Consider the following 24,967-nt stretch of genomic DNA (forward strand, 5'->3'; position numbering starts at 1 on the left):
CGTATTAGGGCATTCAGTTCTCAGATTTCAACTTCACTTGCGTCGACGGGCAATTTGCGGCCCATCCATATCGGTGTCGCAATGAACCATCCAACTGTGCCGCCAAGAGCGGCGACCTTGACGGTGTCTAGACCGATTGTCCCCGTCAAATGCAATAGGCAAGGACCAATGACTAGACCGAGGGTGATCAGCGAAACAAGCTTTGCGATGTGATTCATGACAAGATTCCTAAATGCTTGGCGAAGCGTTTGCTTGATCGGCAAGTTCTTTCTGGGTGAACTTACTTATGACCAGAAAGAGTAGTCCGCAGACGATCCAGCATGGAATCACCGCGTACGCCGCAAACAGCCCCTGCCAGAGAATCAGGTACAGACCGACAGCTACCGGCAGGCACCAGGCGATCAAGACGGAGAAATTGATTCGTAAGTCACTGTGGTAGGCATACTCGTCACGTAACCCAAACTTCTTCATCAGATAGAAATCGACAAGTATTACGGCACCCATCGGACCGAGAACCGTTCCGTAGGTACCAACAAAGTCGAGCAACTTTGCCGAGAGGTTCGGGAACGCACCGGCAATCGTTGCGACGGTTCCGGCGACGAGTGTCATTGCCGTTCGCGGACTCTTGGGCAGTACGCCCTGGAACGCGAGTCCGGCGCGATAGATCGTCGGGTTGGCCGTCGTCCAACCCGCTAACACAACGCAAATGATGCCGGCCCACCCAAGCGACTCGAAAGCAAGTAGTCCCGGGTTCGCGGCGACTTTACCGTCCTCGCCGACAGCCAGTTCGGGCTGAATCTTGATGAGCGCCGCCAAAAGTAAAGCGGCTGATACCCACGCCATGTAGTGCCCAAGAAACATTCCGATCGCGGGTGCCCAACCGGAGGCCTTGCTTCGAGCAAACCGAAAGATCGTCAGATCGGACATTCCGAAATGCATCGCCCCGTTGCACAACCAAGCGAACACGACGATTTTCCAGAAACCGAATTCTCCGGGACCGTTCTTTTCCTGAACAAACACGATCGCCTCTTCCCAAAACCTGCCTTCCGATAGTGCCGCAAAGCTAGTGACTTCCATCTGCGCTAGCGATACGATTCCGCAGGCCGCAAACACTGCAATCATCCATGGTGCGGCAATGTTTGCGAAACGAGCGACACGCTCGTATCCACCTGCTGCGACGGCAGCGATTACCACACCAACAATGACCACTAGCGCGGTAAAGGCTGGATTGCTCAAGCCAAACGTATCACTCGGCACATCGAACGTAATCCCAAACGGGACACCCACTGCCGATGCAGATACCGTGACCATCGCTCCTGCGAGAAAGCAAAACAGCAGCCCGTTGACCAAGTTATAAAACTTGACCAAGGATCTACCCGCAATCCGTTCTAACTGATAGTAAAGCGTCAGGCGTTTCGCCATCGCGATCGGGACGACCAGAAATCGCCACGTTAAAACCGCAAGGAAATTCCCGAGCATCAATCCCAAGATTAGATCGGACAAGCTCGCTCCGGCCGAAAGGAACAACGGGCCAATCATGAACTCCGTTCCCGCGGCATGCTCACCTGCATACATGCCCCAGAATTTTCCGCTTCCAAGCAACGCCGAATCCGGCACTGGTTCGCGTTCAAACTCTCCGCCAGGAGCCTCTGCTTCTTCAGTCATTTAAAATCTCTAAATGATTGCTGATGTGATTGTGGCGCTAACGTTCTTTTATGCCATGACCGAAGCATCGCATCGTGACGCCGTCACGTCGTTTTCATACTGCCGCACCTTCTCGAGCCACTCGGCTCCGACCGGCGCTCCCGAAGACTCACAGTAGTGATTCCAAACCGCGCCAAGCGGCATTGTCTTTTGCTCTTCCATCAGTGCCAGCCGCGCGGTCAAGTCACCCTCACGCTCAAACCGCCGCAACGTCTCCGTCGGCTCTAGCAGCGCCGCCAAAAGAGCTTTCAATGCGTTGCGGGTGCCGATCGCCCATGCCGCGACTCGGTTGATACTCGCATCAAAGAAATCTAAGCCGATATGCACTCGATCTAGAAACTCCCCGCGAACGATTTCCTGCATGATCGACTGCAACTCATCGCTGTAGGTAACGACGTGGTCGCTGTCCCAACGCACGCCACGACTGACATGCAACAATAATTCGGGCACGTACATCAACGCAGATGATATCTTGTCAGATATCACTTCGGTCGGATGAAAGTGCCCTGCATCTAAGCACAAGACTTTGTTCCGCGAGATCGCGTACCCCAGATAAAATTCATGGGAACCGACGACATAACTCTCGCTACCGATTCCAAACAACTTACATTCGACGGCGTCGAGCGTTTGATGACGTGGCAGCTGCTCGGCGAAAATCGCATCAAGTGAATTGGCCAGTCGCTCTCGCGGAGCTTTACGACTTGCCGGCGTGTCCTTGTATCCATCCGGTACCCAAAAATTGTTGACGCAGGCGTTTCCTTGCGCCGCTCCCATCGCCGCCGCGATTTTCCGACACGCGATTCCGTGGTCGATCCAAAACTGGCGAATCCCGGCATCGGCATGTGCCAGGGTAAAACCATCGGAGGCTTTCGAATGCGAAAAATAGCTTGGGTTAAAGTCCAGGTCGATGTTTCGGTCGCGTGACCAATCAATCCATCCCTGAAACTGCTCCACGCCGATTTCATCACGATCAACAGGACCAGCGAATTCGCCGTATATCGCATGAAGGTTCAAGCGGTGCTTCCCGGGAATCAACGAATACGCGATCTCGAGATCACTCCGAAGCTCACTTGCCGTTCGTGCACGACCAGGATAGTTGCCCGTAACGGCAAGTCCGTCGCCCAGGGTTCCTGCCTGACCTTCGAAGCCTGCGACATCATCTCCCTGCCAACAATGAACGGAGATTGCGACACGGGAAAGCCGTTCAAGCGCGGTGGTGACGTCGACTCCTTGAGACGCGTACTGCTCGGTCGCCAACTCGAAAGCGGCGCGAACTTGACTTGAGTTGCTCATCTTCATCCTCGCCAGTCTGGTGGGCCTTGCCCGATTGAAACCTTTCCCGATCCGGCAGCCAGTTTAGGCCGCCAAGCACACCGAAACCTTGACGATCGAACCGGAAACTAGCACAATAGTACCATCACAGAATGTCTTTTCGGTGCAAGCGATCACCTCTAGAGTACCCCGTCGGCCATTCTGATGCCGCTAACGCGACAGTGCCCGATGAAAGTACTTCGAAAACAGGACTGGTTTCATTCCGACGGATTCCCGATCGTCGTGGAACGTCGCGATCCACAGGAACCGTTCGGCCTGCACTGTCACGAGTTCTCGGAAATCGTGATCATCACCGGTGGGGCCGGTGTACACATCACCGGCAAAGACAGCTATGAGCTGAAAACCGGAGACACGTTTGTCATCGGCGGCGACCGCCCGCATGACTATCTGAACATGGATCGGTTAAGCCTGATCAACATTCTGTTCGACCCCAACGAACTGCCGTTATCGATCGGTGACCTGCAGTCTCTCTCCGGCTACCACGCCTTATTTACACTCGAACCGGCGTGGCGTAGCCGACATCAATTCACCAGCCGCCTACAACTCAGCCCAGCCGAACTTGGTGAGACACTTCATCTGGTCGACAAACTCGATCAGGAACTCTGCGCCCGTCAGCCCGGATTTCAGGTCATGGCGATCGCCGCGATGTTGGAACTGATCACGTTCGTATCGCGATGCTACGGCGAAACCCATAACCCATCGAGTAAATCACTGATCCGCGTCGGAGAAACCATCTCTCATATCCGCCGTGACATCTCTCAACCGATCGCACTGGAAGACTTAGTCAACATTTCTGGAATGTCTCGGACCAATTACATCCGGATGTTCGAAGCGGCGATGGGAACGTCGCCGATCAACTATCTGATCGGTCTTCGTATCGAAGAAGCCAGCCGACTGCTACGCAGCACCGACCGAAGTGTTACCGACATTGCTTTTGATGTCGGTTTCAGTGACAGCAATTACTTCAGTCGTCGGTTTCGCAAAACTCAAGGCCAATCCCCACGGGAGTACCGCAAACGCTACCGATGAATTCCAGTGGCGGCTTGCTCATATAAAATCATTACCGAGCTTGCGATTTATTCCGTCGCATCGCTGACATAGGGAATGACGTAAGGACCTTCGGGGATCACCGCGATGTGCTGCTTTCCTAAAGCGGCGGAAGCGATCGACCGCTCGAATTCGTTCACGTCGTCGTACATGTTCACCCCGGTTAGCGGAAAACTCTCACGCGGCAGCGTCGAAAGCAGATGAATACGGGCTTTTGACGACGCTTTGGTTTGCATTTGCGACTGCCACTGATCAATGTCTGCTTTGCGCTGCCGCTGAAGCACCTGCAAGAACGCCTCTTCACCCAGGCTTACTAACTGTTGTTGGGCTCGACGGTATGCGTCCGAGCCAAGTCCCTCGGCACACTCCGAGACGATAAACAAATCGCCTCCCGGCTTCAGGATATCGATCGCACCCACCATCCCTTTGACAGACTGGTAGTACGTCTGGTCCAACGGGTAGCCCGCGCCGCTGGTCACCACGATTTCGAATTCATGAGGCACGGGCGCCCGGCAATATCGCTGGACAAACTTCACTGCTTCACGATGGCTGGTGGTAACCTCCCCAAAATTGATGAACGACAAATTTCGTTCTTCATCGATCACCGTATTGATCGCGTACGCACCTCCGATCATCCGAATAATCTCGAGCTGTTCTTCATGCAGCGGATTACCGTCGAGGTTGCAATTCGCAGCCGCCGGATCAGACATGAAAGCGTGGTTGTGAAACGTACGGATCGTATCAGCATGGGCGAGTCCGGGGGCGACAACCTTCCGGCCGCCAGAGTAACCGGCCATGAAGTGCGGTTCGACCAGACCCGTTGCGATACGCAGATCTGCCTGCACAAAACGACGGTCAATTTTGACCGGTACCCGGCGTGTAGGAGTGATTCCCAGGTCGAGATGGTCGTCATCACTGGTCGCGAAGTGATTCACGACCCGGACGTGATCGAAAACCCAGTCGTCACCAACCAATTCTCGCAACTCCTCGCCTTCATTGGGACGATGCAGCCCCGTCGCGACTAAGACGGTAATTGCCTTGTGGTCAATCCCGGCGTCCAGCAGTATTTCGATGGCCGGACGCAAAAACAAATGATTGGGAACCGGCCGCGTGATATCGCAGATCGCGAGACAAGCTGAATTGGCATTTTTGGCAACTTCGACCAAGGAAACACGATTCGCCGAACCACTAGACGAAGCGTTTCCAGACGATCCATCAGCGGACAAAGCACTACGTACCGCTTTTCCACAATCATACCGTACGGGCATTTTTGGCTTCCGGATGACCGTTGGTGTCACCAATTCGGGAAGCCGTACTTTCTTCGTCCCTCGGCCAAACAACAGTTCAACACAAGGATCCATTCTTGCCTGCTCTCTACCGTGCGGTTCCATCACCTGCTGCATTCCAACTTGATTTTCGGATTAGCCGAATGGCGATAGCCACGTTTTCCGAACAATAACCGGAGGCAAACACCCATCAGCTGAAGACTCACACCCGTATTGTCAATTGGAACTAAGCACTGGTGACCACGCTTCCCAAGCCCCACACCCTCCTGAGTTCCAACCTGAGTACCAAGTTTATTTCCGATGCACACTCATTCCGTATCGCCTTGTCGGCTCAAATGTCGGAGATGGTGAGCAGCATGCGCCGCGTGGATCTCCAAGATTCCCTCTGGTGGCAACTTGCCGAATCCCGGATGTGGTGCAAAATCCCCGGTGTGGGCAAGTAGCGTTTTAACACTCGCGGCGAATGCTTCCACTTCCGCCGCGTCATCGAGACCTTCCGGTGGCTGGAAAATTCCCGACGTTCGGAAGCCACGAGGAGAATTACCGCTCAGCATCTTTGGCAACAGCAGCCATCGCATTAATGGTCGAAGGGGGGCATAGACCGACATCCAAAGTGGATAACCACCGATGGCGAGGTCTTGTACCAAAACTAAATGGCGACAAATCTGTCCGAGTGACCAGTTTCCATGACGGATGTATCCGCTGGCCAACAATTGCCGGGCATCATCGACCGCCACTTCGAGGTCACTAAACTGCAATTGACGGAGGTCGCTCATGGGGCTTCGGCATCTCGGTAGAATTTGGCATCTTCGTGGACATTATGGACGACTCTTCGAACAATTGACACCGGCGATGAAAGACGGTTGCAATTCATGTTTCCTCACGGCTTGCAGCGATCAAAACTACAGCGCCGGCGAGAGCCAATCGATTCAAACCATGTAGCACGATCGGCCAGGCGGCAGTGAACTACGCGTCAGTGCCAACGAACCAATGCCTATCCAAAGGAAAGCCAGTGAGACAACTCATGATCTTGTTCCTAGCCATGGTAATGCAGTTCAACATCGGAATGCTGAATCTAGTTGCGCAGACAAGCAAGAACAACGTCCCCTTGTCTTCGACGCGAGCCGATCACTGGAAAATAAGATGGGATCGCTCCGACGATTTCAATGGCAATGAAGTCGATTGGAAAAAATGGAACGAGTCCCCAGAAAACTTTGGTGCTTGGGTTTGGGATAACGAAAACAACGTTTCAATTTCTGGCGGAGTTCTAAAACTCATGATGCGTCGGCTTTCGTCACCGGTCGCCGAAGGTAACCGAACTCCGACGCCTTACACATCGGGCATGCTCAAGTCACATGCGACGGGGACGTACGGCTACTACGAAGCACGAATGAAAGGGGCACTACTCTTCCCCGGTGTGTGCCCGTCTTTCTGGCTCTACAGCAAAATTGATGATTCGATTATCGCTAAGGACGAAACGCGATACAGCGAAGTTGACATAGTCGAATTGACTCAGCGAGGTGACCGAGTCGCCGGCAACGAACGCATCGCCGACTGCAACTTGCACGCAATCCTTTCCAACGGCAGCCCGGGAATACAAGGCCGCGAGTGGCATCGACCGAATGACGAACGATACCGAGCAGAACAAGCCAACGAAGTTCGTCTCCAGTTTGACCCACGTCTCGATTTCCACACATACGGTTGTGAAATCACCCCCGACACTATCACATGGTACATCGACGGAAAAGAGATCGGGCACAAGCCGAATCTCCATTGGCACCGCGAGATGAACGTTGCCATCTCCCTTGGCCTGCGTCCACCCTACGCAACCTACACGACGAAAGGTTTCGTACCGTCGATCGTCGAGGGGACCGATGAATTTCCCACCGAAATGGAAATTGATTACGTTCGTGTTTGGGATCGCGTGAAGTAAGTCGCTACCTTACGACGACTTTTGGCTTTCGCTTGGACTAGGACGCGAGCTGGAATCACGAGCCATCGACATCGCCACGACGAGCGATGCTGTAAAGGTGATCGATTGTCCGCAAGTAGATCTGACCGTCGGCGAAGGCCGGCGTCGCCCACGACATCTGGTCACCCAATTCGTTGACGGCAATGACGTCCAACGACTCCCCTGGCTTGATCACGTGCGTGTTGCCGCTGGAATCCAATGCGTAGACATGTCGACCATCGGTCCATGGCGAAGCCCAGAATGCTCTCGCACCACGAACGCGGCTTTTGAATACCTTTTCACCAGACAAGGCATCGACGCATGTCACGACACCAGCATTCCGCTGGAAGAAAAACAATTTCTCTTGGCAATAGATTGGCGAGGCCATTTGAATGCCGGATTCATCCATCCGCCATCGAACGAAATCGCCTGTCGTCGCATCGTTCGGCGGAGTGATATCGCCTTGGCCACCAGGCACGATACAGTAAAGCCGTCCGCCTCCGTCGTCTGAGCCGCCTCGATTGCGCAACTCATTGCCGATGAACAAGCGGTCTCCCAACGCGATTGGTGTCGCCGAACTTCGTCCCTTGTTCATGTCGATCTGCCACAGCAGACGACCGGTTTCCGGGTCATAGGACCGGTAGACCATTCCGCCAACAATCAACTCGGTCCGCTGAGAGTTCTTCCAGATATAGGGGCTGCTGTACTGAGACCGCTCGGGGCGATTGGTTCGCCAGACTTCTTTGCCAGTGGCGGTATCGAGGCAGACCAAAAAAGACTGCTCTTCGTTGTCAACTTGGACGAACAATCGGTTGTCTAGCAGAGCAATGGAACTGGCAGTTCCCCAACCAGCCCGCATCTCGAAGACACCTAGATCAGTCTGCCAAAGAGTTTTCCCGTCCAAGTCCAGACAATGCACCCCGTTCATTCCGAAGTACGCATAGATCCGACTTCCATCGACGGCGGGCGTTTCGGTGGCGTACGTGTTCGTCGTATGACGTGGGATCGGCGGTCGGCTCGTTTTTACAGTGCGTCGCCACGCTTCATCGCCAGTCGCTCGGTCGATACAAACGACTTGATAGTCATAGACGACGTTCACCAAATCATCACGATCGCGGCCGTATCCGCCACGAACGTTTTCGGGTTTGGTTGTATCGGTTTCCGTCGAAGTCGGCACGGCCGTGGTCAGGTACAGGTGGTCTTCCCAAACCACCGGTTGCGACCAACCTTCACCTCTGGGATCAACCTTCCACCGAACGCCTTCACGTTGGCCTTCCACGTCTGACCACCGAACCGGCAATGGCGTCGGCGAAACCGCGATTTGATCAGTACCGCGAAACTGCGGATAGTTCTCCTCGGCTGGAACAACGGTTGCCGCCAAGAACACGAAAACACATGCCACCTGCACAGGTAAAAATTTCACGGGATCAATGCTTTGGTAAGGGCTACGGAAAAATCACTTTCACTCATGCTACAGTTTTTAGCGAAGTCAATCCGCCGGTCATCGAATGCTTCGATTGACACGATAACGCCAAGCTGCGAGGAGGAACCGCGAGTCCCGTGGCCATCCAGCCGAAAGTCACGCTCCAGATTGATTTTAGCGTGAGCCGCATCCCGTCAGCCGCTGTGGAGCTGCAATCTCGCTTCATTCGTCGTCAAGTGCACTTCGCTACCAGCCACGCTTGCACATCGACCGGTTGGGCCATTAGCAAATGCGGCTCGCCCTTGAAGTGAAACCCGAATCCTTCGCCCATCGTATTCGCCCGTTCGTCATAGAATGCTGGTGCAAGCCTCCAGGGAGGATGGTCAATCTCGCCGCGATAAACTTGACCGCGTCGACTGGCACTGTAAAGGCAGTACCGTGCGGTCAACCAGTGCTCCAACGAACCAGGTTCGGCTACCCGGAATTCATCTGTGGCGGAATAACTTGCATCATACTTTGCCGCCGATTCACCGCGATGGGTGCGATTGCTTTGATAGTCGATCATCCCTTCGTCTCGTCTTTTCAGCGACATTCTTGCGTCCATGTAGGGCAAATTGAAGGTCGCTCGAGCCGACCGCACTGCCAATCGACTTTCCGCATCCAACGAAAAGAACCATACCCCTGGCTTGCCATCAACGGTCACGTAAGTTCGCACATTCAGCTCAAGAAAACGACTCAGTCCGGGAAGCGGCGGACAAAATCGCGGTGCCACACCCGACATCAGAAACGGAACCACTCCCACCCAAGCCTTGCCTTCGCGCGTGTCTAGCATCACGCCGGGTGGAAGCAATTTCGCGACCGTATCGGGCTCGATCGTCCAGTGAGCGAACAGCAATTCTGACCACGTCATTCGCATCACCCAAGGCCGGCGTGGTAGCGGCCAAGTACGATCGGATCTCCGTTCCATCAACGCTGCCTAAGCACGGATTCGTCTGTTGCGATCACAAGTGTTGGCGGAGCGGCCTCGGAACTTGTTCGGTTGCCGAAGCCGTGTACGAGACCTCCGGGTTCGCGCTCCCGCGTTTCACGAACAACGATCAATGTCACACTCTGATTTGTATCAGCGTTTAGAAACCGAACCAATGCGTTTCCTTCGATCGAAACCTGGCCGTGCTGTACGCCACGACGCACAATAAATCGTCCGAGTTCACTGACTCGGTCAGCATCGACCCGGGCGGCGCCGTCGAGGTTGGCAGGTGCCGTCTGCCAAGTCAGTTGTTCGTCTGACCAATCGTCGCGAGATTCGTCGGTCAAGCCATAGACGACAAATTCACAGTCGTCCACATTGCTGGCGAAGCCCAGACCGCTCGGCATGAGCGTCAAAACAAACCTTGCCGACGTGATCTCCATCCCAGACAAAGTCGATAGGTCGAAACGAAAATAGCCCATGCGGCCGAAACGTTCGTAGCCGCGATACGGATTCTTAATGAGAACGAGTTCCGAGTGGCTGTTCTTTTGCACGTCATCGTCCTCGCTACGACTGACCGAAGTGTCACCGCCCCCGCCATCTGCTGTTGTTATGCGATGCAATCTGTTTTCGCCGCTCACCGATGGTCGTGCGGAAAAAAGTTTTGCTTCTCCGATCGAAACGTCTGCATCGCTCAGCGCTTCTTCGGAAGCGATGACACGCTGTTTTTCCTTCAATCGCAACGACGCATCCGACGTGACGTGCTTCACTTCGACTTCGCCATCAAGCACTTCGATCGACGAAGTCTTTGCTGATGTATCGACCGTAACAGCGAAGGCGGTGCCATAGTCAATCGCGACCGCCGTCGGTGTCGTGAGTGTGAACCCATGGGCTGACTTCGGTACCTCAACAACGGCGGTTCCGGAGAGCAGCCTTCCGGAGAGCGACGACTCGATTTCCAGTTCCGCAGGGGACTCCAATGTCACTTCGGCCCCCGAAGCGAACCGAATCATGGCTAGGCCGCGATCGATCTTGAGACGCCCTCGACCAAGTTGTGATCCAACCGCGGTGGGAAGCGTGCAATCGCCCCACCGAGCATCAGAGGAATCGGCGATATGTGCGATGCCGGGAATACTGTAGGGGGATTTTGCTGATGGGAGATTCCACCAAACCAACAACAGACTTGCGGCTAACACCGCGAACACAGACGACCAAAATTTCTTGTCGGTTGATCGCGAGCCGTCCGGCAGCTTTCTCGACTCTTCACCCGATCTGGGACTGGTCGCCGATAGGTAGACACGCTCCAGTTGCAAATGTGCATTCTGGTGCATGAGGTCGAGATACAGCTCGCGTGCGTCGGGTTGATCCGTCAACATACGCTGAAGTCGATCGAACTCCTCCCGAGTAAGCGAATCATCGAGTTGCTTTTCGATCCACTCGGCGAGTTGATCGCGATCATTGCCCTTCATTGCGCCACCTCCGATGTGGCCACAAAATCTTCACCCCCACCCAATACGCAATCACGCAAAGACAGCCTGACTCGGCTCAGCACACGGTAGGTTGCCGCAACAGTCCGGTTGATTCGGCCTGCGATCTCGTCCACTGCTAGTTCTTCTCCATAGCGAAGCGTCAGAATTTGCCGGTGCTTCGGGGAGAGCCTGGAAACACAATCGGACAATCGCTCGACGCGTTCTTCTCGACTCTCTACGTTCTTTTCAAACGTATCAGCCAGTTGTTCCAGACAAGTATCCGAAAAGACGAATCGTTTGCCTTCGGTCCCTCGTTTTCTGATGAACTGTTGAATGCGGTAGAAGGCGGCTTGGCGAGCCCAGGCACCGAAATTGGTGCCCCTTTCGAACTGATCGAATGATCGCCATAGCCATATCTTCGTCTCTTGGAGAATATCGTCCGCGTCAGACGCCGATGAAACGAACGTCATGACGTATGCTGCCAGTCGCCGCTCATGCTCGGCAAGCAGGCGAATGAAGAGTGCGGCTCGATCGTCGTCGTTCACAGATTCTTCCATTGTTAACCTCGCGTCTTGCCAATTGAGAGCTTGAAATCACAAGGTTTGGACGCGTCGATCGGCGGGAAAACAGAGTTTTTACAGGAAAACCGATAACGAAGCGTCCAAAATCACAATCGGGTAACGCTAACTGAGCAACCTAGCTCCACCACCTCCACCTTGAGTGACTGATGAAACGATCGATTCTGTTGACGTTGTTCGTGTGTTTCGTGGCCGAAACATGTCCTCATCTGACCGCCGCTGAAAATGACGTCGCGCATCCTGGAATCACTCCGTCCGAGTCCGTTCGTACCGATATCCACATCAGCGGTATCTACCCCCACCTGACAACCTACGGTGTCTACAGCCAGAACGGTAGCCACGAAAAGGACGGCCACAACGAATGTGGAATCGGAGCGATCGTTCCGTGGGCAGGCAAACTCTGGATGGTCAACTACGCCCCGCACATGCCACGAGGCAGCGAGCACAAACTGTTCTCAGTCGACGCAGATCTCACCAAGCCGATGACCATCCACCCGGAAAGTGTTGGCGGCACACCAGCGGGTCGGATGATTCACAAAGAATCGAATCAGCTTCTCATTGCCCACCACCTGATCGATGCAGGCGGAAATGTACGTACCATCAAGCCGGCGGACATGCCCATTCGCGTCACTGCGATCGCTCGCCACCTGACCGATCCGGCCAACCTGGTCTACTACATTGATATGGAAGGCTCGATCTGGGAGGCCAACGTTCACACACTGGCAGTCAAGCGACTGTTCAAGAAGCCGGTTCCCGGATGGCATGGCAAAGGTGGCTACACCTCTCAAGGAAGACTCGTCATCTCCAACAACGGTGAGTTGCACGTCGGTAACTACAGTGACGTCTTGGTCGGAGGAAAAGCGAAGAACGAAGAGGAACGCGGCGTGCTGGCCGAATACGATGGATCGCAATGGAAGATTGTCGAACGACGGCAGTACACCGAAGTCACCGGACCGAAAGGAATCACCGGCGGCAGCGATGGCAATGAACCGATCTGGACGATGGGCTGGGATCGCCGCAGCGTGCGGTTAAAAGTCCTTGATGACGGACAGTGGCAGACTTACTTGCTGCCCAAAGCTGCTTACTGCAACGACGCCAGTCATGGTTGGTATACCGAGTGGCCACGTATTCGCGAGATCACAGGCGGTCGCTGGATGATGGATATGCATGGGATGTTCTACGACTTCCCAAAGACATTCTCGGCGACGAACTCCGCTGGGATCAGACCGATCGGGAGCCATCTTCGATACGTTCCGGATTTTTGTCAATGGAACGGAAAGCTTGTCCTGGCAACGGACGAAACCAGCATCCAAGGCAACCCGCTCGCCGGCCAACCGCAAAGCAACCTTTGGTTTGGGACCTATGCCGACCTAAAGTCATGGGGCCCGGCCTCTGGCTACGGTGGCCCGTGGATCGAAGACAACGTACCAGCGGGTGTAGCCTCCGATCCATTTCTGATCGCCGGCTTTGATCGGCGGCTCGTCCATCTCGCCGTCGGGCGAAAAACCGCACCCGCGATCTCTGCCTTCCGTGCGGCCGATCAACAAAAGATCAATACGATCTCCAAAGAACTGGCCCAACTGCCGCGCGTCACCGTGGCCCGCGGTGACTGGCACCAACCTGCGGCGGGTTTCGAATTCGCCGTCGATGTCCCAGTGACGGTGTTCCTGGCCGTCGATCGCCGAGGCAGCCCGAAGCTGCCTTCGACTTGGAAACGGACCAACCACACGGTGACGTGGGGCAAGGGATTTGAAGACACCGTCTACTCGCGAGATTTCCCGGCGGGCCGAGTCACCATTCCCGACAACCCGACCGAGCATACTCCCGGTTCGTTTGGGATGCCGCACACCGCGTTCATTAAATCACGCGGTGGCCAAGTCACAATCGACGCGATCGAAAGCTCCGTCGTCACTCGTCCCGAAACTCCCAAGCTAGCTTCCGAACAATCGTCGGTCGTTTTCACATTGCAAGTCGACCGACAAGGTAATGGCGAGTGGATTGATCTTGAAAACGTGACGGTCCCCGGCGGCGGTTACGTGGCTCACCCGCTTCCAAGCAACCTCGAGGCTCAATGGCTGCGATTGATCCCCAATCGTGATTGCATCGCAACAGCGTTTCTGCATCAGACAACAAGTCAGTACGCCAATGGCGATCTGCCAGAAAACCGATCGCTGTTCGCGGGCATTGCCGGTCTGGATGACGAACAGACGATCGGCGGTTTGGTCTACGCTGCGAAACGCAATCGCAATTTGCGATTCATCACCGGCGATGATCGCTACTACGAGTTCTCAAAATCACGCTTTGAATTCCAAGCCGACGCGACCGACGAAAAGCTGAAGAATTTGCTTGCGATCACCCCCGAGTTTTCGCTTGATGAAGCATCGGTCATCATCCAATCGCGAGGGCAGCGCTATCGGTTACCCAAAGGACCCGCCGCATTCGACAAACCTTTTGCGTCCGGATGGCCACGGGCACTTCGCGAGGTTGAGTCGGAACGTGAACTTGCCAACATTCACGGAACATTTTACGAAACGCCCCTGATCACGAACGGAGCCCCGCCGGCTTGGAATCTGATCCGACCGATCAGCAGCCACACCAAACAGATAACGGACTTCTGCTCTTGGAATGGTCTGCTAGTCCTATCGGGAATCAAACCGGATGCGGCCGAAGACGGACATCTCTTCCGCGACCAAAAACTCGGCGTAGCACTTTGGTTCGGCGGCATCGACGACCTATGGAAACTCGGCAAGCCCGTCGGTACCGGCGGCCCATGGAAAGAAACCTCCGTTTCTGCTGGCGAAGAATCGGATCCTTACCTGATGACCGGATATGATCGAAAGACGCTCACTCTAAAGTCATCGGTGGCAACCACAATCACGGCTGAAGTAGACATCAATGGAGAGGGCTTGTGGGTCCCCTACGATGTGTTCAGCGTTCAACCTCGTGCTCCGTTGAGTTACGAGTTCCCGCAGGAGTTTTCTGCTTCGTGGATTCGATTTCGCAGTCGCGTTCCGGCAGTTGTCAGCGCGATTCTCGAGTATGAATAGGCAGATTAATCGTGCGTGTCGTATCAACATGGCTCCTACCGCCAGTGTGGAGCCGTCCGTTGAACGTCTCCGTCTGATGGCGAGACAAATATCGAGATTGCCGATCTTGAGTACTCGACGCGTCTTTCAGAGAACCGAAAAAGTCCGGGGAGGGGGATCGAGATGAAGTATACTCGGCCTGCACAACGGCACTGATTGACCGTTACTCAAACGCGGGTGACCGCAACGGTCACTCTCAAACTTTCAACCCGCCTTCGCTAAATGCATCGCCTCTCTGCGACACCGTTTCTGTTCGCCCTTGCAATTTGTGCGGCCCCGGCATCGGTCACGACCGCGCAAGACATCCTACAGAAACAGTCGCAGCAAGCTTGGGAATCGATTTGGCAACGTTTCTATCATCCCGATTCTCAAACGTTCATGGACTACCTCAGCAGTTATGAAGCCGGACACGAACTCGCCCACTTACCAACCGTGACTGAAGTAAAGCGTCAGTTCCCCAACCCATGTGGTTACGGCTCCGGGATGGAAGACGGCATGATTCTCGGTGGGGCCATGCTCAGTGTTGTTTGTGATCGGTATGCAGTGACCAAAGAAGCAAGTCTAGGTGAGAAAGCCGAGATGATCTTTGCCGGTATGCGACGCTGCGCGACCGTGCATGGCAAGCCCGGATTCGTGGCCCGTAACGTCTGTCCTGGCGACCAAACCAGCATCTACATCAATTCATCGCGTGATCAAGTAACCCACTTCGTTCACGGGCTATGGCGATACTTTCACAGCCCCTTGCCAGATGCTTCGACGAAGCAAGCAATCGGAAACCTGTTGGCTGCGGTCGCAGATCGCATGACCGAATTTGTGGTTCCAGAGAACGACTTCGATTTTTGCCGTGCCGATGGATCTCGATGCCCGTTGGGGATTTGTCGCATGTGGAACGTCAACGTTCATGAAGCCGCCAGGTTGCCGATGATCTACGCAGCGGCCTGGGACACGACGGGCGAAGAAAGATTTCGTGAACAGTGGCAACGGTATGTCAATGAAGCGATCCAGCAATCGGCCGGCCCGCTGAAACATCAACCCGCCTACGCTCTGTTGCAGATGCAATGCTCCCTGGAAGTTCTCCACGACGTTGAAACGGATGCGGCAAGGAAGGCGAAGATCGTTTCAATCATGAACCGAGTGGGGCAAATGGGCCGAACCAAACAAACCGAATCGTTAGCGAAGATTCGATCCATGGACGACCAAACACTTACAATGCTAGGACCGGATTGGCGACACGCAGAAAAATGGATTCACCAAGGCGGCTACCCCAACCCGCAATGGGGGCCGTATCGCGAAGTCTGGCACACCATTCGAGAAACTGGCGAATCAGCATTGATTGCGATGATGGTGCCACACGCGTCGATCAGCGACGATCAACAAGCCGACCTTCATCGCCTGCTTCAACGTCTCAACTACGATCGCTGCTCCAGTTGTGGGATCGTCTATCACTTGGCCGCGCACTGGAAAGCCAAACGGTTGGTATCGCAACAATGACCGGGCAAGGTCTCAACGACCTCGCCACTGCTCTGGTTTGATCGAAAGCCCAAGAGAATGATTTGGGCTCAAACAGTGCGTCTCTTCAAGAACGCAGCCACCAGCGTGCTCGGCTATCCCAAGTTCAACCCAGCGTCTTACACTGAGTCCTGCTTGGTCACATCTGGCGTTCCGAAGCCCTTTTCTTCGGCATACTTGCGAACGTCGCCGGTGATCTTCATCGAACAAAACGTCGGTCCGCACATGGAGCAGAAATGTGCCGTCTTTGCACCTTCGGCGGGCAACGTTTCATCGTGATACTCAATGGCGCGGGCGGGATCGAGCCCGAGTGCAAACTGATCGCGCCAACGGAACTCAAAACGAGCCTTCGAGAGTGCGTTGTCACGGATTTGAGCGGCCGGGTGTCCTTTCGCGAGGTCGGCCGCATGCGCCGCGATCTTGTATGTCACGACGCCTTCCCGAACGTCGTTTCGATCGGGCAACCCCAAGTGCTCCTTGGGGGTAACATAGCAAAGCATCGCACAACCGTACCAACCGATTTGCGCCGCTCCGATTCCTGAGGTAAAGTGATCGTAGCCCGGCGCGATGTCCGTTGTCAGTGGACCGAGCGTATAGAACGGAGCTTCATGGCACCATTCGATCTGCTTCTGCATATTTTCTTGGATCAGGTGCATCGGGACGTGTCCCGGCCCTTCGTTCATCACCTGGCATCCCTTGGCCCACGCTCGCTTGGTCAGCTCGCCTTGTACTTCCAACTCGGCCAACTGAGCGTAGTCATTGGCATCGGCGATCGAACCGGGACGCAATCCGTCGCCGATCGAAAAACTCACATCGTAGGCGGCACAGATGTCGCAGATTTCGTCCCAATGCTCGTAGAGGAAATTCTCTTTCTCATGGTGAATGCACCACTTCGCCATGATCGAACCTCCTCGGGAAACGATCCCGGTCATCCGTTTGGCGGTGTGGGGAATGAAGGCCTTCAAGACTCCGGCATGGATCGTGAAGTAGTCGACGCCTTGTTCCGCTTGCTCGATCAACGTGTCGCGGAACAACTCCCAAGTGAGCGCTTCTACTTGTCCACCCGTTTTCTCCAGGGCCTGATAGATCGGGACCGTTCCGATAGGCACAGGGCTATTGCGAATGATCCACTCGCGGGTCGCATGAATGTTCTTTCCGGTCGAGAGATCCATGACAGTGTCCGCGCCCCACTTGGTCGCCCAACGCATCTTTTCGACTTCTTCGTCGATGGTCGAGGTAACCGCGGAGTTACCAATGTTGGCATTGATCTTCACCAAGAAGTTTCTGCCGATAATCATCGGCTCGTTCTCTGGGTGATTGATGTTCGCCGGAATGATCGCGCGACCTCGGGCGACCTCTGAACGCACATACTCAGCCGTGATGAAGGCGGGCGTCATCGCTCCCCAGGATTGTCCCGGATGTTGATGATCGATCCGATTGCGGGGCACTTGCAAGGCGGGATCGACCTCGGAAGGGCGAGGCATCTCGTAACCATCCGGTGTGGTGCACAGTTGGCGAATTCGATCGGATGCTTCCGGGGGAAGGTCTCGCAGATTGGGATATTTGTCGGCGATCGCTTTGAACTCTTCCTTACGCCCAAGGTTTTCACGGATGGCGACATATTCCATCTCAGGCGTGATGATCCCTTGATCGGCATACCACTTCTGCGTGACCGGATGCCAATCACTCCCCGGCGTTTGGCTGTTCTTGGCACGCAACGGGGCTCGCTTCAACCCGGGGTATTCCTTGAGTCGGTTCTTTGCCTTCTTCAGTTGGTTGTATTTTTCAGAATGAGCTTCGGAGAGATAACCGTTGTCTTCTGGTTTGACGTCGCGGCCCGTGTACTCCTCGACATCATTGCGATCCAAAATCCATTGCCGACGCAAAGCCGGAAGTCCCTGGGTGACGTCGCCGTCAAACTCGGGATCGCCCCAGGGACCGGAGCAGTCGTAAACGCGCACCGGTTCGTTCTTTTCGATTTCGCCATTGGGATGTTCGGTGTCCGAGACGCGGATCTCCCGCATCGGCACTTTCAGCCCCGGGTGGATCTCGCCTTCGACATAAATCCGCGTCGAATTTGGGAATAGCGTCGGATCGTTTTCGATCGCTCGAATCTCCTCCGTATTGTCCACGTCGTCGGTGAACTGCCCCGGGAAATCGTCACGCTGCTTGGTATTCTCCAGCACATTCAACGTCGGCAAGTTCGGAGGATTCATCGCTTCCCTTTAATTTGCATTTTGGGCGTATGACTCGGAGAAGAAAGGACGGCTAAGCCCGAGAGAATGTAAATTGCCGTCTCGCTCCCTTCGTCGGTATGACCCGTATCAGGTTCGAAGGGTTGTTTCGAATCATGTTTCTCGAAACTCTCAGCCCAAATCGGACACCCCTGCGGTAGGTTTAGTATCGCTTATCACGGTCACCGGTCAACACCCTCAATCCCAGCGTCGCATTGTAAATTCGCGACGCAGCCCCCTCACGTGTGGCCATATCGATCTTCACTTGGCAGCTGAAAAGGCTTTTCTCGCGTTCATGTCAGTCAGAAGGCGGCGTGCGAACTCTCGTGAGCAAACAAGTGTAGTCGAACCTCCGCTGAATCAGCTTTCCAATTGCGGCCGTCGGAGCGGTTGCTATCGCGGTTTCATAGAACTCGATCGCCATCTGCTGCTGCCCGCATCTGAAATACAAGTCAGCGGATACCGCCGACCACATGTACGATCCGGCTAGCCAACTTGGTGGCTGGTACAGTTTCAAAAACTCAAGTCCCACCGCAGGCCCGTCATTCTCCGCAATCGCGAGGGCATGATTCAGACGATGAACTGGAACGTCAACGAAGCTTGCCAGTACCGAGTAGTTCTTGACGATATCATCCCATCGAGTCTCCGTGAACGATGGAGATAAACAGTGGGCCGCTGCAATCCCGGCTTCGCAGTGATATCGACTGAAGTGTTCGCCGGTGGATGACTTTTTGAGCCAGTGCATTCCCTGAGCAATCAACTCTTGGTCCCACTTGGTGCGGTCCTGTTCCTCTAGCAACAGTAGTCCGCCCGCGTGATCTTGACGGCCATTCAGACGAGCGGTATTGAGCAGCATGAGAGCGATCAAAGCCGACGTCTCGGGGTGTTCGCCGTCGCGGTGACTCGCAAGGACCAAAGCGAGTCGGATGGCCTCATTGCATAGCTCGCTCCGAATGGAACTTTCAGCATCGATCGATAGGTATCCTTCGGTGAACATCAAATAGAGAACTCGCTGCACCGAAGGCATTCGATTCATAAAGTTTTCGGTACTCAATTCGGCGTCGACGAGCCTTGTTTGACTCAGACTTGCTTTCGCTCGCGAGATCCGTTTGTAAATGTTCTCGTCATTGGTAAATAACCGGACTGCGATCTCCTTCACGCTGAATCCGCAGAGCGTTTTGAGCGTGAAAGCCAGACGCGATTCCTCAGGCACAACCTCGTCGCAACACAGGAAAAGCATGCGAAGTAGACACCTGGTTTGTTCGTCGTCATCAGCGCTGCCATTGGAACGATTGCTGTCGATAGTCTTCGCGTAGTCATTTTGCAGAACTTGTCGACGTCGACTCGTCTTCCGTAAATTGCCAAGCAAGTGATTCCGGGCGACTCGATAAAGCCAGGCAGATGGGTTCTCAGGAGTTCCACGCAGAGACCACCGTTCCACCGCTGATAGCATTGCAGCTTGAACCGCGTCCTCGACATCGGCAAGATGCCGAATGCCAAGGTCGCAAGTGAGGATCGCGACGAGTCTTGCGTGTTCGTGCCTAAACGAATCTTCGCTGAGCGGTGTCGCTGTCATCCTTGATGGATCTCTCGAACCTCCACGCTGGAACCAGGCATCATGGTTCCGGGACTTTCCTGGGCAACCTGTAATGCTTCGGCGAGCGAGTCAGCTTCAACGATCATGAAGCCACCCGCGATCTCTTTGACTTCGACGAACGGGCCATCGGTTTTGCCTTCCGCCGTGACGACAGCTCCCGTCCCGAGCTTGCCTCCCATGTCGACAATGTTCTTTTCGAACTTTTCTCTCCATTGGTTGAAGGCTGCGTACATCTGCTCCATTTGAGAAGGTGATGGGCTGGCCTGGGATTCGCCGGTCGGGGCACTTCGTTGAATGCACAGAAAACGTTTCTTGGTCATCGGTGTCCTCATGGTAAGGGATGCATGGAAAGAGTTCCCATTTCAGCCATGACGCGCGGCGTATGACAATTTGGACACTCGGAATACAATTTTTGCAGGAAAGATTTTACGACGCCTCCCCGGCTCCGTTTGCGAGAGAAACGGGATTGAAATCTGGGTCTACTGTTCGATGATCGTTTGCTCGTTGACCAACCGTTGGACCGGCTCGAAGCCGAACAAGCGAACTTTCGAAATGATTTCGTACGACTTTCGAGGATTGGCAAGCGAAGCGGGCTAAGCCTTGTAGAAAAACCCAAACGCACCACGCTGGAAATCTCGGCGAACGCCGAGCCGAACACTATTGATCGCGTCCCCTTTTCTCAACCGTTACGCTGGAAACACAAAAAAAGCCGCTTGCTAAAATGGGTTTAGCAAGCGGCTTGAAAGATGGAGGCGGCGGGAATTGAACCCGCGTCCCGCGATGCGTCCACGGCAGCGTCTACGTGTGTAGTCGAACTATTTTGGGCCGAAACCCGTTTCGCTTACTGCGGCGCTGCCCGACAGGCTCCGCGGCTCGCTAGCTCGAATCAAAATTTAGCCCACCGCGTCTCGAGCAGGACGGCGGGCGAGCCAGAATTACAGCTGACAGTCGGGCGACTCTGGCAGCCTCCCTCAGTCAGGACTACCTGTTCTTAGGCAGCCAGTGCTAGATTTTCATCTGCAATTATGTTGTGATCAGCTTTTTACGTGGCCAACTGATCAACCACGACACGCAACCACACGCTTTCAATCATCCGGTCGAATCCAAGTCGCCCCCGATCGAAACGGTGCTCAGGAATAGTCTCCTGAATTCAACAACAGGTTCGCTCGATTAAAGTCATCGCTGATTCCAATCGGCAAACCTGCGTCCACGCTATTCTACGACCCAGCCCCCCAAAGGCAAGTCGCATGGCGGTTGGGGGAGTCGTTATTCCGGTCGAAACACTGGCGGATTGTCGCTTTATTCCGAGACTTGGCTCATTCCAAGACGGGGCGAACAGAGTCGCCTTCTGCTCCACAAAAATGGCGATTGCGTACGCAGCGTTCACGGTTGAATGGCGACGAACGCCAAATCGGCAAGCCCTCGGCGGGTTCTGAGGCCACATGACCTCTCCTACTTGGTCCCGACTCACTGTTTGGCTGCGCCGGATCAGCCGTCTGGGTGTCTCGATCCTCCACTTCAAGAATTGCTCTCAACTCGGCTCAATTCCCTCTCATTCGAGACCGATACTCAGTTGCACATTAGTTGCATATAAGATACTTTCTCCGTTTGTGGATCAGGATTTTTCGCCTCGATGCGATCGCACGAGCTTTCCTGACCTGCGAAACTTTGACGGCTGAATGATAGAGAGGTGGTGATGAGTGGTGAGCTGTTGGTGATCAACCCGGGTGAGCAGACGTCCGGCGGACAGAACTTGGCGGGAGAATCGGCCTCGACGGGGCTCGCTTCATGGGGCGATTGGGCCGGAATGGTCGCATCGATCGGGTGCGCCATCCATTGTGCCGCCATGCCATTTGTGATCGCGTACCTGCCCGCTTTGGGGCTTAGTTTTTTGGCTGACGAGGCGTTTCACCAGTGGATGGCCGTCGCCTGCTTTGCGATCGCTCTGACCGCCTTTGTTCCCGGACTGCGGAAACACGGGCGACTGACGCCAGTGCTGATCGGCAGCGTCGGATTGGTGATGATTTCAGTCGCCGCATTCGGTTTTGCCGGTGACTGTTGCGCGGCCTGTGAAAGCGGTGCCACCTCCGCCGTGACGGAGCCTTCCGGGGCAATTGCCGGCGATACCGCGGCGGAGGCTTGCACGGAAGCTTGCTGTGCCCACTGCGCCGCGGACAAGGGTGCGGTGACCGATTCGGACTCGGCGGTAAACTCGGACGTCGCGAAAACGGACTATGCTGGGATTGGCGGTATCGGCCTACCGGTTGACTCAGCTTGGGTCGGCCGTATCGCCCCATGGCTGACGCCGCTTGGCGGAATCATCCTGGTCGTGGCGCACCTTTTGAATCGACGTTACGGATGCCTGTGCGGTTGTTGCCCAACACCTTCCGAAAGTGCCCCAGCCGAAAGTGTCTGAGTTGAAAACCGCGACCGTTCTGCCGGACGTTCAATCCTTTGACGACGGCAGGCAAATCCCGATCAATCAGGTTGGGATTTCGAAGGTGCCATACCCGATCCAATTCACATCTTGCCGGACGGCCGGAGAGCCCGCACAGAGCACGATGGGAACGTTCGACATGTTCGTTTCCTTGCCGTCGACGGTGAAGGGAACGCACATGTCACGCTTCGTGCAACTTCTTCGTGACTTTCGACAACCGCTGGACTATCGCCGGACGATCGACCTTTGCGGCGAACTCCGTCAACGGCTCAAAGCGGAGGAAGCATCGATCACGGTCCGCTTTCCGTTTTTTGTCAAGCGTACGGCGCCGGTGACCAGTGAGCCTGGGCTTCTCCGTCTCGATATCGAACTCTCAGTGCTAGTCAACGACCAAGAAGACCTCGTCGTCCGGGTCGCCGGACCGGCAACCAGCCTGTGTCCGTGCTCGAAGGAAATTGCAGCGTACGGCGCCCACAACCAACGCTGCCAGCTCTCGGCGAGCGTCCGATTTCGCGATCTATCGGATTGCTTATCGATCGACGAACTCTTTGTAACGATGGAGCAAGCGGCATCGGCAAGCGTCTATCCGACCGTCAAGCGAATCGACGAGAAATACATCACCGAACGAGCCTACGAGAACCCGAAGTTTGTCGAAGATACCGTTCGCGATCTGGCACTTCGTTTTCGATCGGAACGACGAATCTCGTGGTTTTGCTGTTCAACCGAGAACTTTGAATCGATTCACCAGCACAATGCCTTCGCGCGAATCGAGATGGACAACGATGACCACATCAGCGTCTCAAACCCCAGATCGTAGGACACTGATTCTGGACGATTTGGTAAGAAATGTGTCGTTGGCTTTGATCCCAACATCTAACGCTTGATCTACCGTGGGAACGCCGATGGCTTGTAAACACGGAGCGCTCGGATCGTGCTGACATCGCCTTTGATTCGCAGCGTGTGAGGTCGGTCTTCAAGTCGTTGTGCGAACGTGACCACAGGCTCAACCCCTGGTTCAGAATCGGGCGTGATGGCGGTATTAGTCGCTTGCGTGACCACCGTCCAATCGAGTTGAAATTCACTTGGCAATGTTTCGAGCCGTCGCAAGGCAACGATTGCAAACTCGACGTCCCAATCATCGGCTTCGATCACCACACGACCTGAATCGGAGACAAACCGCTGATCGGTTCGGCCGCGTCCGTCCGCTCCGGTCACCGATCCGATGACCTCGAACGTGTAAGACGACGGTTTTTCGGGATCTTGCTTGGCGATTAACTTCCATGATTCTTCGACAAGCGGCTGTTCGAAGCCGACTTTCAACGCCGGCGGCCAAGGACCGGGTGGAATCGGCGTGCCGCGCCACTTCACACGATTCCGGCCATGGAGATACATGTTCGGATCCTCCAGTGGTCGATGTCCATCGATCCACACTTCACACCGCCCTTTGGCATTCTGATCAAAGACGGCATCAATCCGGTTTCCGTCAAATTCGAACTCCAGCGTTTCATTCGTAGTCGACTCGATCGCTTCGATTGGGATGGTGGTGACGAAGCCACAGTTCATCGGATCGACCTTTGTATCAGACCGTGGAACTAGATACGCCTTGACCAGCTCGGTCATCAGGTAGGTACCGTGTTCGTTCGGGTGCACATCGTCTTTGACTAAGTCACCGGAGTCGAGTTGATGCTCCTTTAAGTACGACCGCCAAGGGATTCGTCGGTCATCAAAGCCGCCGCCGTACTTCCTCGCCATCGCGGGCAGGAATTCCAAATTGCGTCGAGCCGCCCAACGTTGACGTTGTGTTTCGATTACAGACTGATCTGTTTCATCGATCACCTGTTCCGACCGACGAAAGTGATCGCCTTGGATCAAGATTTCGGACGTCGTTTGTTCCCGCAACGTACGAATCATTGTTTCGTAATCTTCGTCGTTACCATAATCATGGAAGATCACCAGATCCGCGTATGCCGGGTACAAGTCTGCTTCGGCGGTTTTGACCAACCGTTCCGTCGAGTAGCCGGACAGTGGCTTGCGGTCATAAATTAAATTAGCGTGAGGGTAGGTTTCACGCAGATGTTTCTCAAGCCTCACACCCCATTGACCCGCAGTGATCGATTGACCGTACAACAGTATTCGAACTGTATGGCGTTCCGTTGGGTTGCTCGACTGCAATAAAGTCATCGTGCGCTGAACACCTTGTCCCAATCGAGCAGGATCACCAAAGTCAGCCACCGCGGGGAACTCTTCAGCCATCGCCTTTTGAGCGGTGCAGCCAAGAATTCCGCTGGCGATCAATGCGAAGCTGAAAGCGAGTTTCATCAGGTTCATCTTTGGATACACTCAAAGG

At 54.8% G+C, this 24,967-nt stretch carries 19 protein-coding genes, 1 other RNA gene and 1 riboswitch; of the genes, 6 read left to right on the plus strand and 14 right to left on the minus strand.

Features of this window, described 5'->3' with window-relative positions; all coding sequences use genetic code 11:
- Positions 1-20: 20 nt before the first annotated feature.
- Genes FYC48_RS03120 through FYC48_RS03130 form a run of 3 tightly spaced genes read right to left on the minus strand, consistent with a single transcriptional unit; the run spans position 21 to position 2,997 of the window.
- On the minus strand, positions 21-218 hold the full coding sequence (locus tag FYC48_RS03120; RefSeq protein WP_149495206.1) for a hypothetical protein: 198 nt from the start codon (positions 216-218) through the stop codon (positions 21-23).
- A gap of 10 nt (positions 219-228) precedes the next feature.
- Complete coding sequence (locus FYC48_RS03125; RefSeq protein WP_149495207.1) at positions 229-1,665, minus strand: purine-cytosine permease family protein; 1,437 nt, start codon at positions 1,663-1,665, stop codon at positions 229-231.
- A 48-nt stretch (positions 1,666-1,713) separates the two neighbouring features.
- Complete coding sequence (locus FYC48_RS03130; RefSeq protein WP_149495208.1) at positions 1,714-2,997, minus strand: L-rhamnose isomerase; 1,284 nt, start codon at positions 2,995-2,997, stop codon at positions 1,714-1,716.
- A 207-nt stretch (positions 2,998-3,204) separates the two neighbouring features.
- Between FYC48_RS03130 and FYC48_RS03135 the strand changes: the two genes are divergently transcribed.
- Positions 3,205-4,065 (plus strand): helix-turn-helix domain-containing protein, encoded by an 861-nt coding sequence (locus FYC48_RS03135; RefSeq protein WP_149495209.1) that lies wholly within the window; start codon positions 3,205-3,207, stop codon positions 4,063-4,065.
- Positions 4,066-4,112: 47 nt separating this feature from the next.
- Here FYC48_RS03135 and FYC48_RS03140 read toward each other — a convergent pair whose 3' ends face one another.
- Complete coding sequence (locus FYC48_RS03140; protein WP_315853761.1) at positions 4,113-5,486, minus strand: nickel-dependent lactate racemase family protein; 1,374 nt, start codon at positions 5,484-5,486, stop codon at positions 4,113-4,115.
- Between the two features lie 191 nt (positions 5,487-5,677).
- Complete coding sequence (locus tag FYC48_RS03145) at positions 5,678-6,145, minus strand: DUF1569 domain-containing protein (RefSeq protein WP_149495211.1); 468 nt, start codon at positions 6,143-6,145, stop codon at positions 5,678-5,680.
- Between the two features lie 236 nt (positions 6,146-6,381).
- On the opposite strand from FYC48_RS03145, the gene FYC48_RS03150 reads away from it, so the two are divergent.
- Positions 6,382-7,302 (plus strand): family 16 glycosylhydrolase, encoded by a 921-nt coding sequence (locus FYC48_RS03150; protein ID WP_235034044.1) that lies wholly within the window; start codon positions 6,382-6,384, stop codon positions 7,300-7,302.
- 55 nt (positions 7,303-7,357) lie between these two features.
- Here the strand turns inward: FYC48_RS03150 and FYC48_RS03155 are convergent, their stop codons facing one another.
- The 4 genes from FYC48_RS03155 to FYC48_RS03170 all read right to left on the minus strand — a co-directional run bounded on the left by FYC48_RS03155 (position 7,358) and on the right by FYC48_RS03170 (position 11,736).
- On the minus strand, positions 7,358-8,743 hold the full coding sequence (locus FYC48_RS03155; RefSeq protein WP_200836522.1) for an outer membrane protein assembly factor BamB family protein: 1,386 nt from the start codon (positions 8,741-8,743) through the stop codon (positions 7,358-7,360).
- A gap of 232 nt (positions 8,744-8,975) precedes the next feature.
- Positions 8,976-9,710, minus strand: a complete 735-nt coding sequence (locus tag FYC48_RS03160) for a YqjF family protein (protein ID WP_149495213.1) — start codon at positions 9,708-9,710, stop codon at positions 8,976-8,978.
- Positions 9,710-11,179: a DNRLRE domain-containing protein gene (locus FYC48_RS03165; protein WP_149495214.1), complete on the minus strand. Its 1,470-nt coding sequence runs from the start codon at positions 11,177-11,179 to the stop codon at positions 9,710-9,712. Before FYC48_RS03165 ends, FYC48_RS03160 begins: the two co-directional genes overlap by 1 nt.
- Positions 11,176-11,736, minus strand: coding sequence for a sigma-70 family RNA polymerase sigma factor (locus FYC48_RS03170; protein ID WP_149495215.1), 561 nt, complete (start codon positions 11,734-11,736; stop codon positions 11,176-11,178). The genes FYC48_RS03165 and FYC48_RS03170 overlap by 4 nt, the downstream gene beginning before the upstream one ends.
- 170 nt (positions 11,737-11,906) lie before the next feature.
- Here FYC48_RS03170 and FYC48_RS03175 point away from each other — a divergent pair, with 170 nt between their 5' ends.
- Entirely contained in the window at positions 11,907-14,804 is a 2,898-nt protein-coding gene (locus FYC48_RS03175) for a hypothetical protein (protein WP_235034045.1), read from the plus strand.
- A gap of 261 nt (positions 14,805-15,065) precedes the next feature.
- The gene (locus FYC48_RS03180; RefSeq protein ID WP_235034046.1) at positions 15,066-16,334 is read left to right on the plus strand and encodes a hypothetical protein; all 1,269 of its coding nucleotides are present in this window, start codon (positions 15,066-15,068) and stop codon (positions 16,332-16,334) included.
- Between the two features lie 137 nt (positions 16,335-16,471).
- Here the strand turns inward: FYC48_RS03180 and thiC are convergent, their stop codons facing one another.
- The 4 genes from thiC to ssrA all read right to left on the minus strand — a co-directional run bounded on the left by thiC (position 16,472) and on the right by ssrA (position 21,299).
- Complete coding sequence (gene thiC / locus FYC48_RS03185) at positions 16,472-18,568, minus strand: phosphomethylpyrimidine synthase ThiC (RefSeq protein WP_149495216.1); 2,097 nt, start codon at positions 18,566-18,568, stop codon at positions 16,472-16,474.
- A 68-nt stretch (positions 18,569-18,636) separates the two neighbouring features.
- A riboswitch (TPP riboswitch) is annotated at positions 18,637-18,750 on the minus strand.
- Between the two features lie 134 nt (positions 18,751-18,884).
- Positions 18,885-20,162: an RNA polymerase sigma factor gene (locus tag FYC48_RS03190; RefSeq protein WP_200836523.1), complete on the minus strand. Its 1,278-nt coding sequence runs from the start codon at positions 20,160-20,162 to the stop codon at positions 18,885-18,887.
- The gene (locus FYC48_RS03195; protein ID WP_149495217.1) at positions 20,159-20,503 is read right to left on the minus strand and encodes a YciI family protein; all 345 of its coding nucleotides are present in this window, start codon (positions 20,501-20,503) and stop codon (positions 20,159-20,161) included. Before FYC48_RS03195 ends, FYC48_RS03190 begins: the two co-directional genes overlap by 4 nt.
- 424 nt (positions 20,504-20,927) lie before the next feature.
- Positions 20,928-21,299: a transfer-messenger RNA gene (gene ssrA / locus FYC48_RS03200) on the minus strand.
- A gap of 580 nt (positions 21,300-21,879) precedes the next feature.
- On the opposite strand from ssrA, the gene FYC48_RS03205 reads away from it, so the two are divergent.
- Together FYC48_RS03205 and folE2 are read left to right on the plus strand one after the other, a co-directional pair.
- Positions 21,880-22,599 carry a MerC domain-containing protein gene (locus FYC48_RS03205; protein WP_149495218.1) on the plus strand — a complete coding sequence of 240 codons (720 nt, stop codon included), beginning with the start codon at positions 21,880-21,882 and terminating at the stop codon, positions 22,597-22,599.
- Positions 22,592-23,437, plus strand: coding sequence for a GTP cyclohydrolase FolE2 (folE2, locus tag FYC48_RS03210; RefSeq protein WP_160149296.1), 846 nt, complete (start codon positions 22,592-22,594; stop codon positions 23,435-23,437). Before FYC48_RS03205 ends, folE2 begins: the two co-directional genes overlap by 8 nt.
- Before the next feature lie 68 nt (positions 23,438-23,505).
- On the opposite strand, the gene FYC48_RS03215 is transcribed toward folE2, so the two are convergent.
- Positions 23,506-24,948: an SGNH/GDSL hydrolase family protein gene (locus tag FYC48_RS03215; RefSeq protein ID WP_160149297.1), complete on the minus strand. Its 1,443-nt coding sequence runs from the start codon at positions 24,946-24,948 to the stop codon at positions 23,506-23,508.
- Positions 24,949-24,967: the final 19 nt, after the last annotated feature.

This window comes from Roseiconus lacunae (assembly GCF_008312935.1).
Classification (GTDB): domain Bacteria; phylum Planctomycetota; class Planctomycetia; order Pirellulales; family Pirellulaceae; genus Stieleria; species Stieleria lacunae.

Bases quoted from the DNA above. Each gene is read 5' to 3' on its own strand.
- FYC48_RS03145 (WP_149495211.1), bottom strand. From the start codon at position 6,145: ATGAGCGACCTCCGTCAATTGCAGTTTAGTGACCTCGAAGTGGCGGTC.
- FYC48_RS03170 (WP_149495215.1), bottom strand. From the start codon at position 11,736: ATGGAAGAATCTGTGAACGACGACGATCGAGCCGCACTCTTCATTCGC.
- FYC48_RS03195 (WP_149495217.1), bottom strand. From the start codon at position 20,503: ATGACCAAGAAACGTTTTCTGTGCATTCAACGAAGTGCCCCGACCGGC.
- FYC48_RS03165 (WP_149495214.1), bottom strand. From the start codon at position 11,179: ATGAAGGGCAATGATCGCGATCAACTCGCCGAGTGGATCGAAAAGCAA.
- FYC48_RS03120 (WP_149495206.1), bottom strand. From the start codon at position 218: ATGAATCACATCGCAAAGCTTGTTTCGCTGATCACCCTCGGTCTAGTC.
- FYC48_RS03175 (WP_235034045.1), top strand. From the start codon at position 11,907: ATGAAACGATCGATTCTGTTGACGTTGTTCGTGTGTTTCGTGGCCGAA.
- FYC48_RS03180 (WP_235034046.1), top strand. From the start codon at position 15,066: ATGCATCGCCTCTCTGCGACACCGTTTCTGTTCGCCCTTGCAATTTGT.
- FYC48_RS03205 (WP_149495218.1), top strand. From the start codon at position 21,880: ATGAGTGGTGAGCTGTTGGTGATCAACCCGGGTGAGCAGACGTCCGGC.
- FYC48_RS03130 (WP_149495208.1), bottom strand. From the start codon at position 2,997: ATGAGCAACTCAAGTCAAGTTCGCGCCGCTTTCGAGTTGGCGACCGAG.
- FYC48_RS03190 (WP_200836523.1), bottom strand. From the start codon at position 20,162: ATGACAGCGACACCGCTCAGCGAAGATTCGTTTAGGCACGAACACGCA.
- FYC48_RS03135 (WP_149495209.1), top strand. From the start codon at position 3,205: ATGAAAGTACTTCGAAAACAGGACTGGTTTCATTCCGACGGATTCCCG.
- FYC48_RS03125 (WP_149495207.1), bottom strand. From the start codon at position 1,665: ATGACTGAAGAAGCAGAGGCTCCTGGCGGAGAGTTTGAACGCGAACCA.
- FYC48_RS03160 (WP_149495213.1), bottom strand. From the start codon at position 9,710: ATGGAACGGAGATCCGATCGTACTTGGCCGCTACCACGCCGGCCTTGG.
- thiC (WP_149495216.1), bottom strand. From the start codon at position 18,568: ATGAATCCTCCGAACTTGCCGACGTTGAATGTGCTGGAGAATACCAAG.
- FYC48_RS03215 (WP_160149297.1), bottom strand. From the start codon at position 24,948: ATGAACCTGATGAAACTCGCTTTCAGCTTCGCATTGATCGCCAGCGGA.
- FYC48_RS03140 (WP_315853761.1), bottom strand. From the start codon at position 5,486: ATGCAGCAGGTGATGGAACCGCACGGTAGAGAGCAGGCAAGAATGGAT.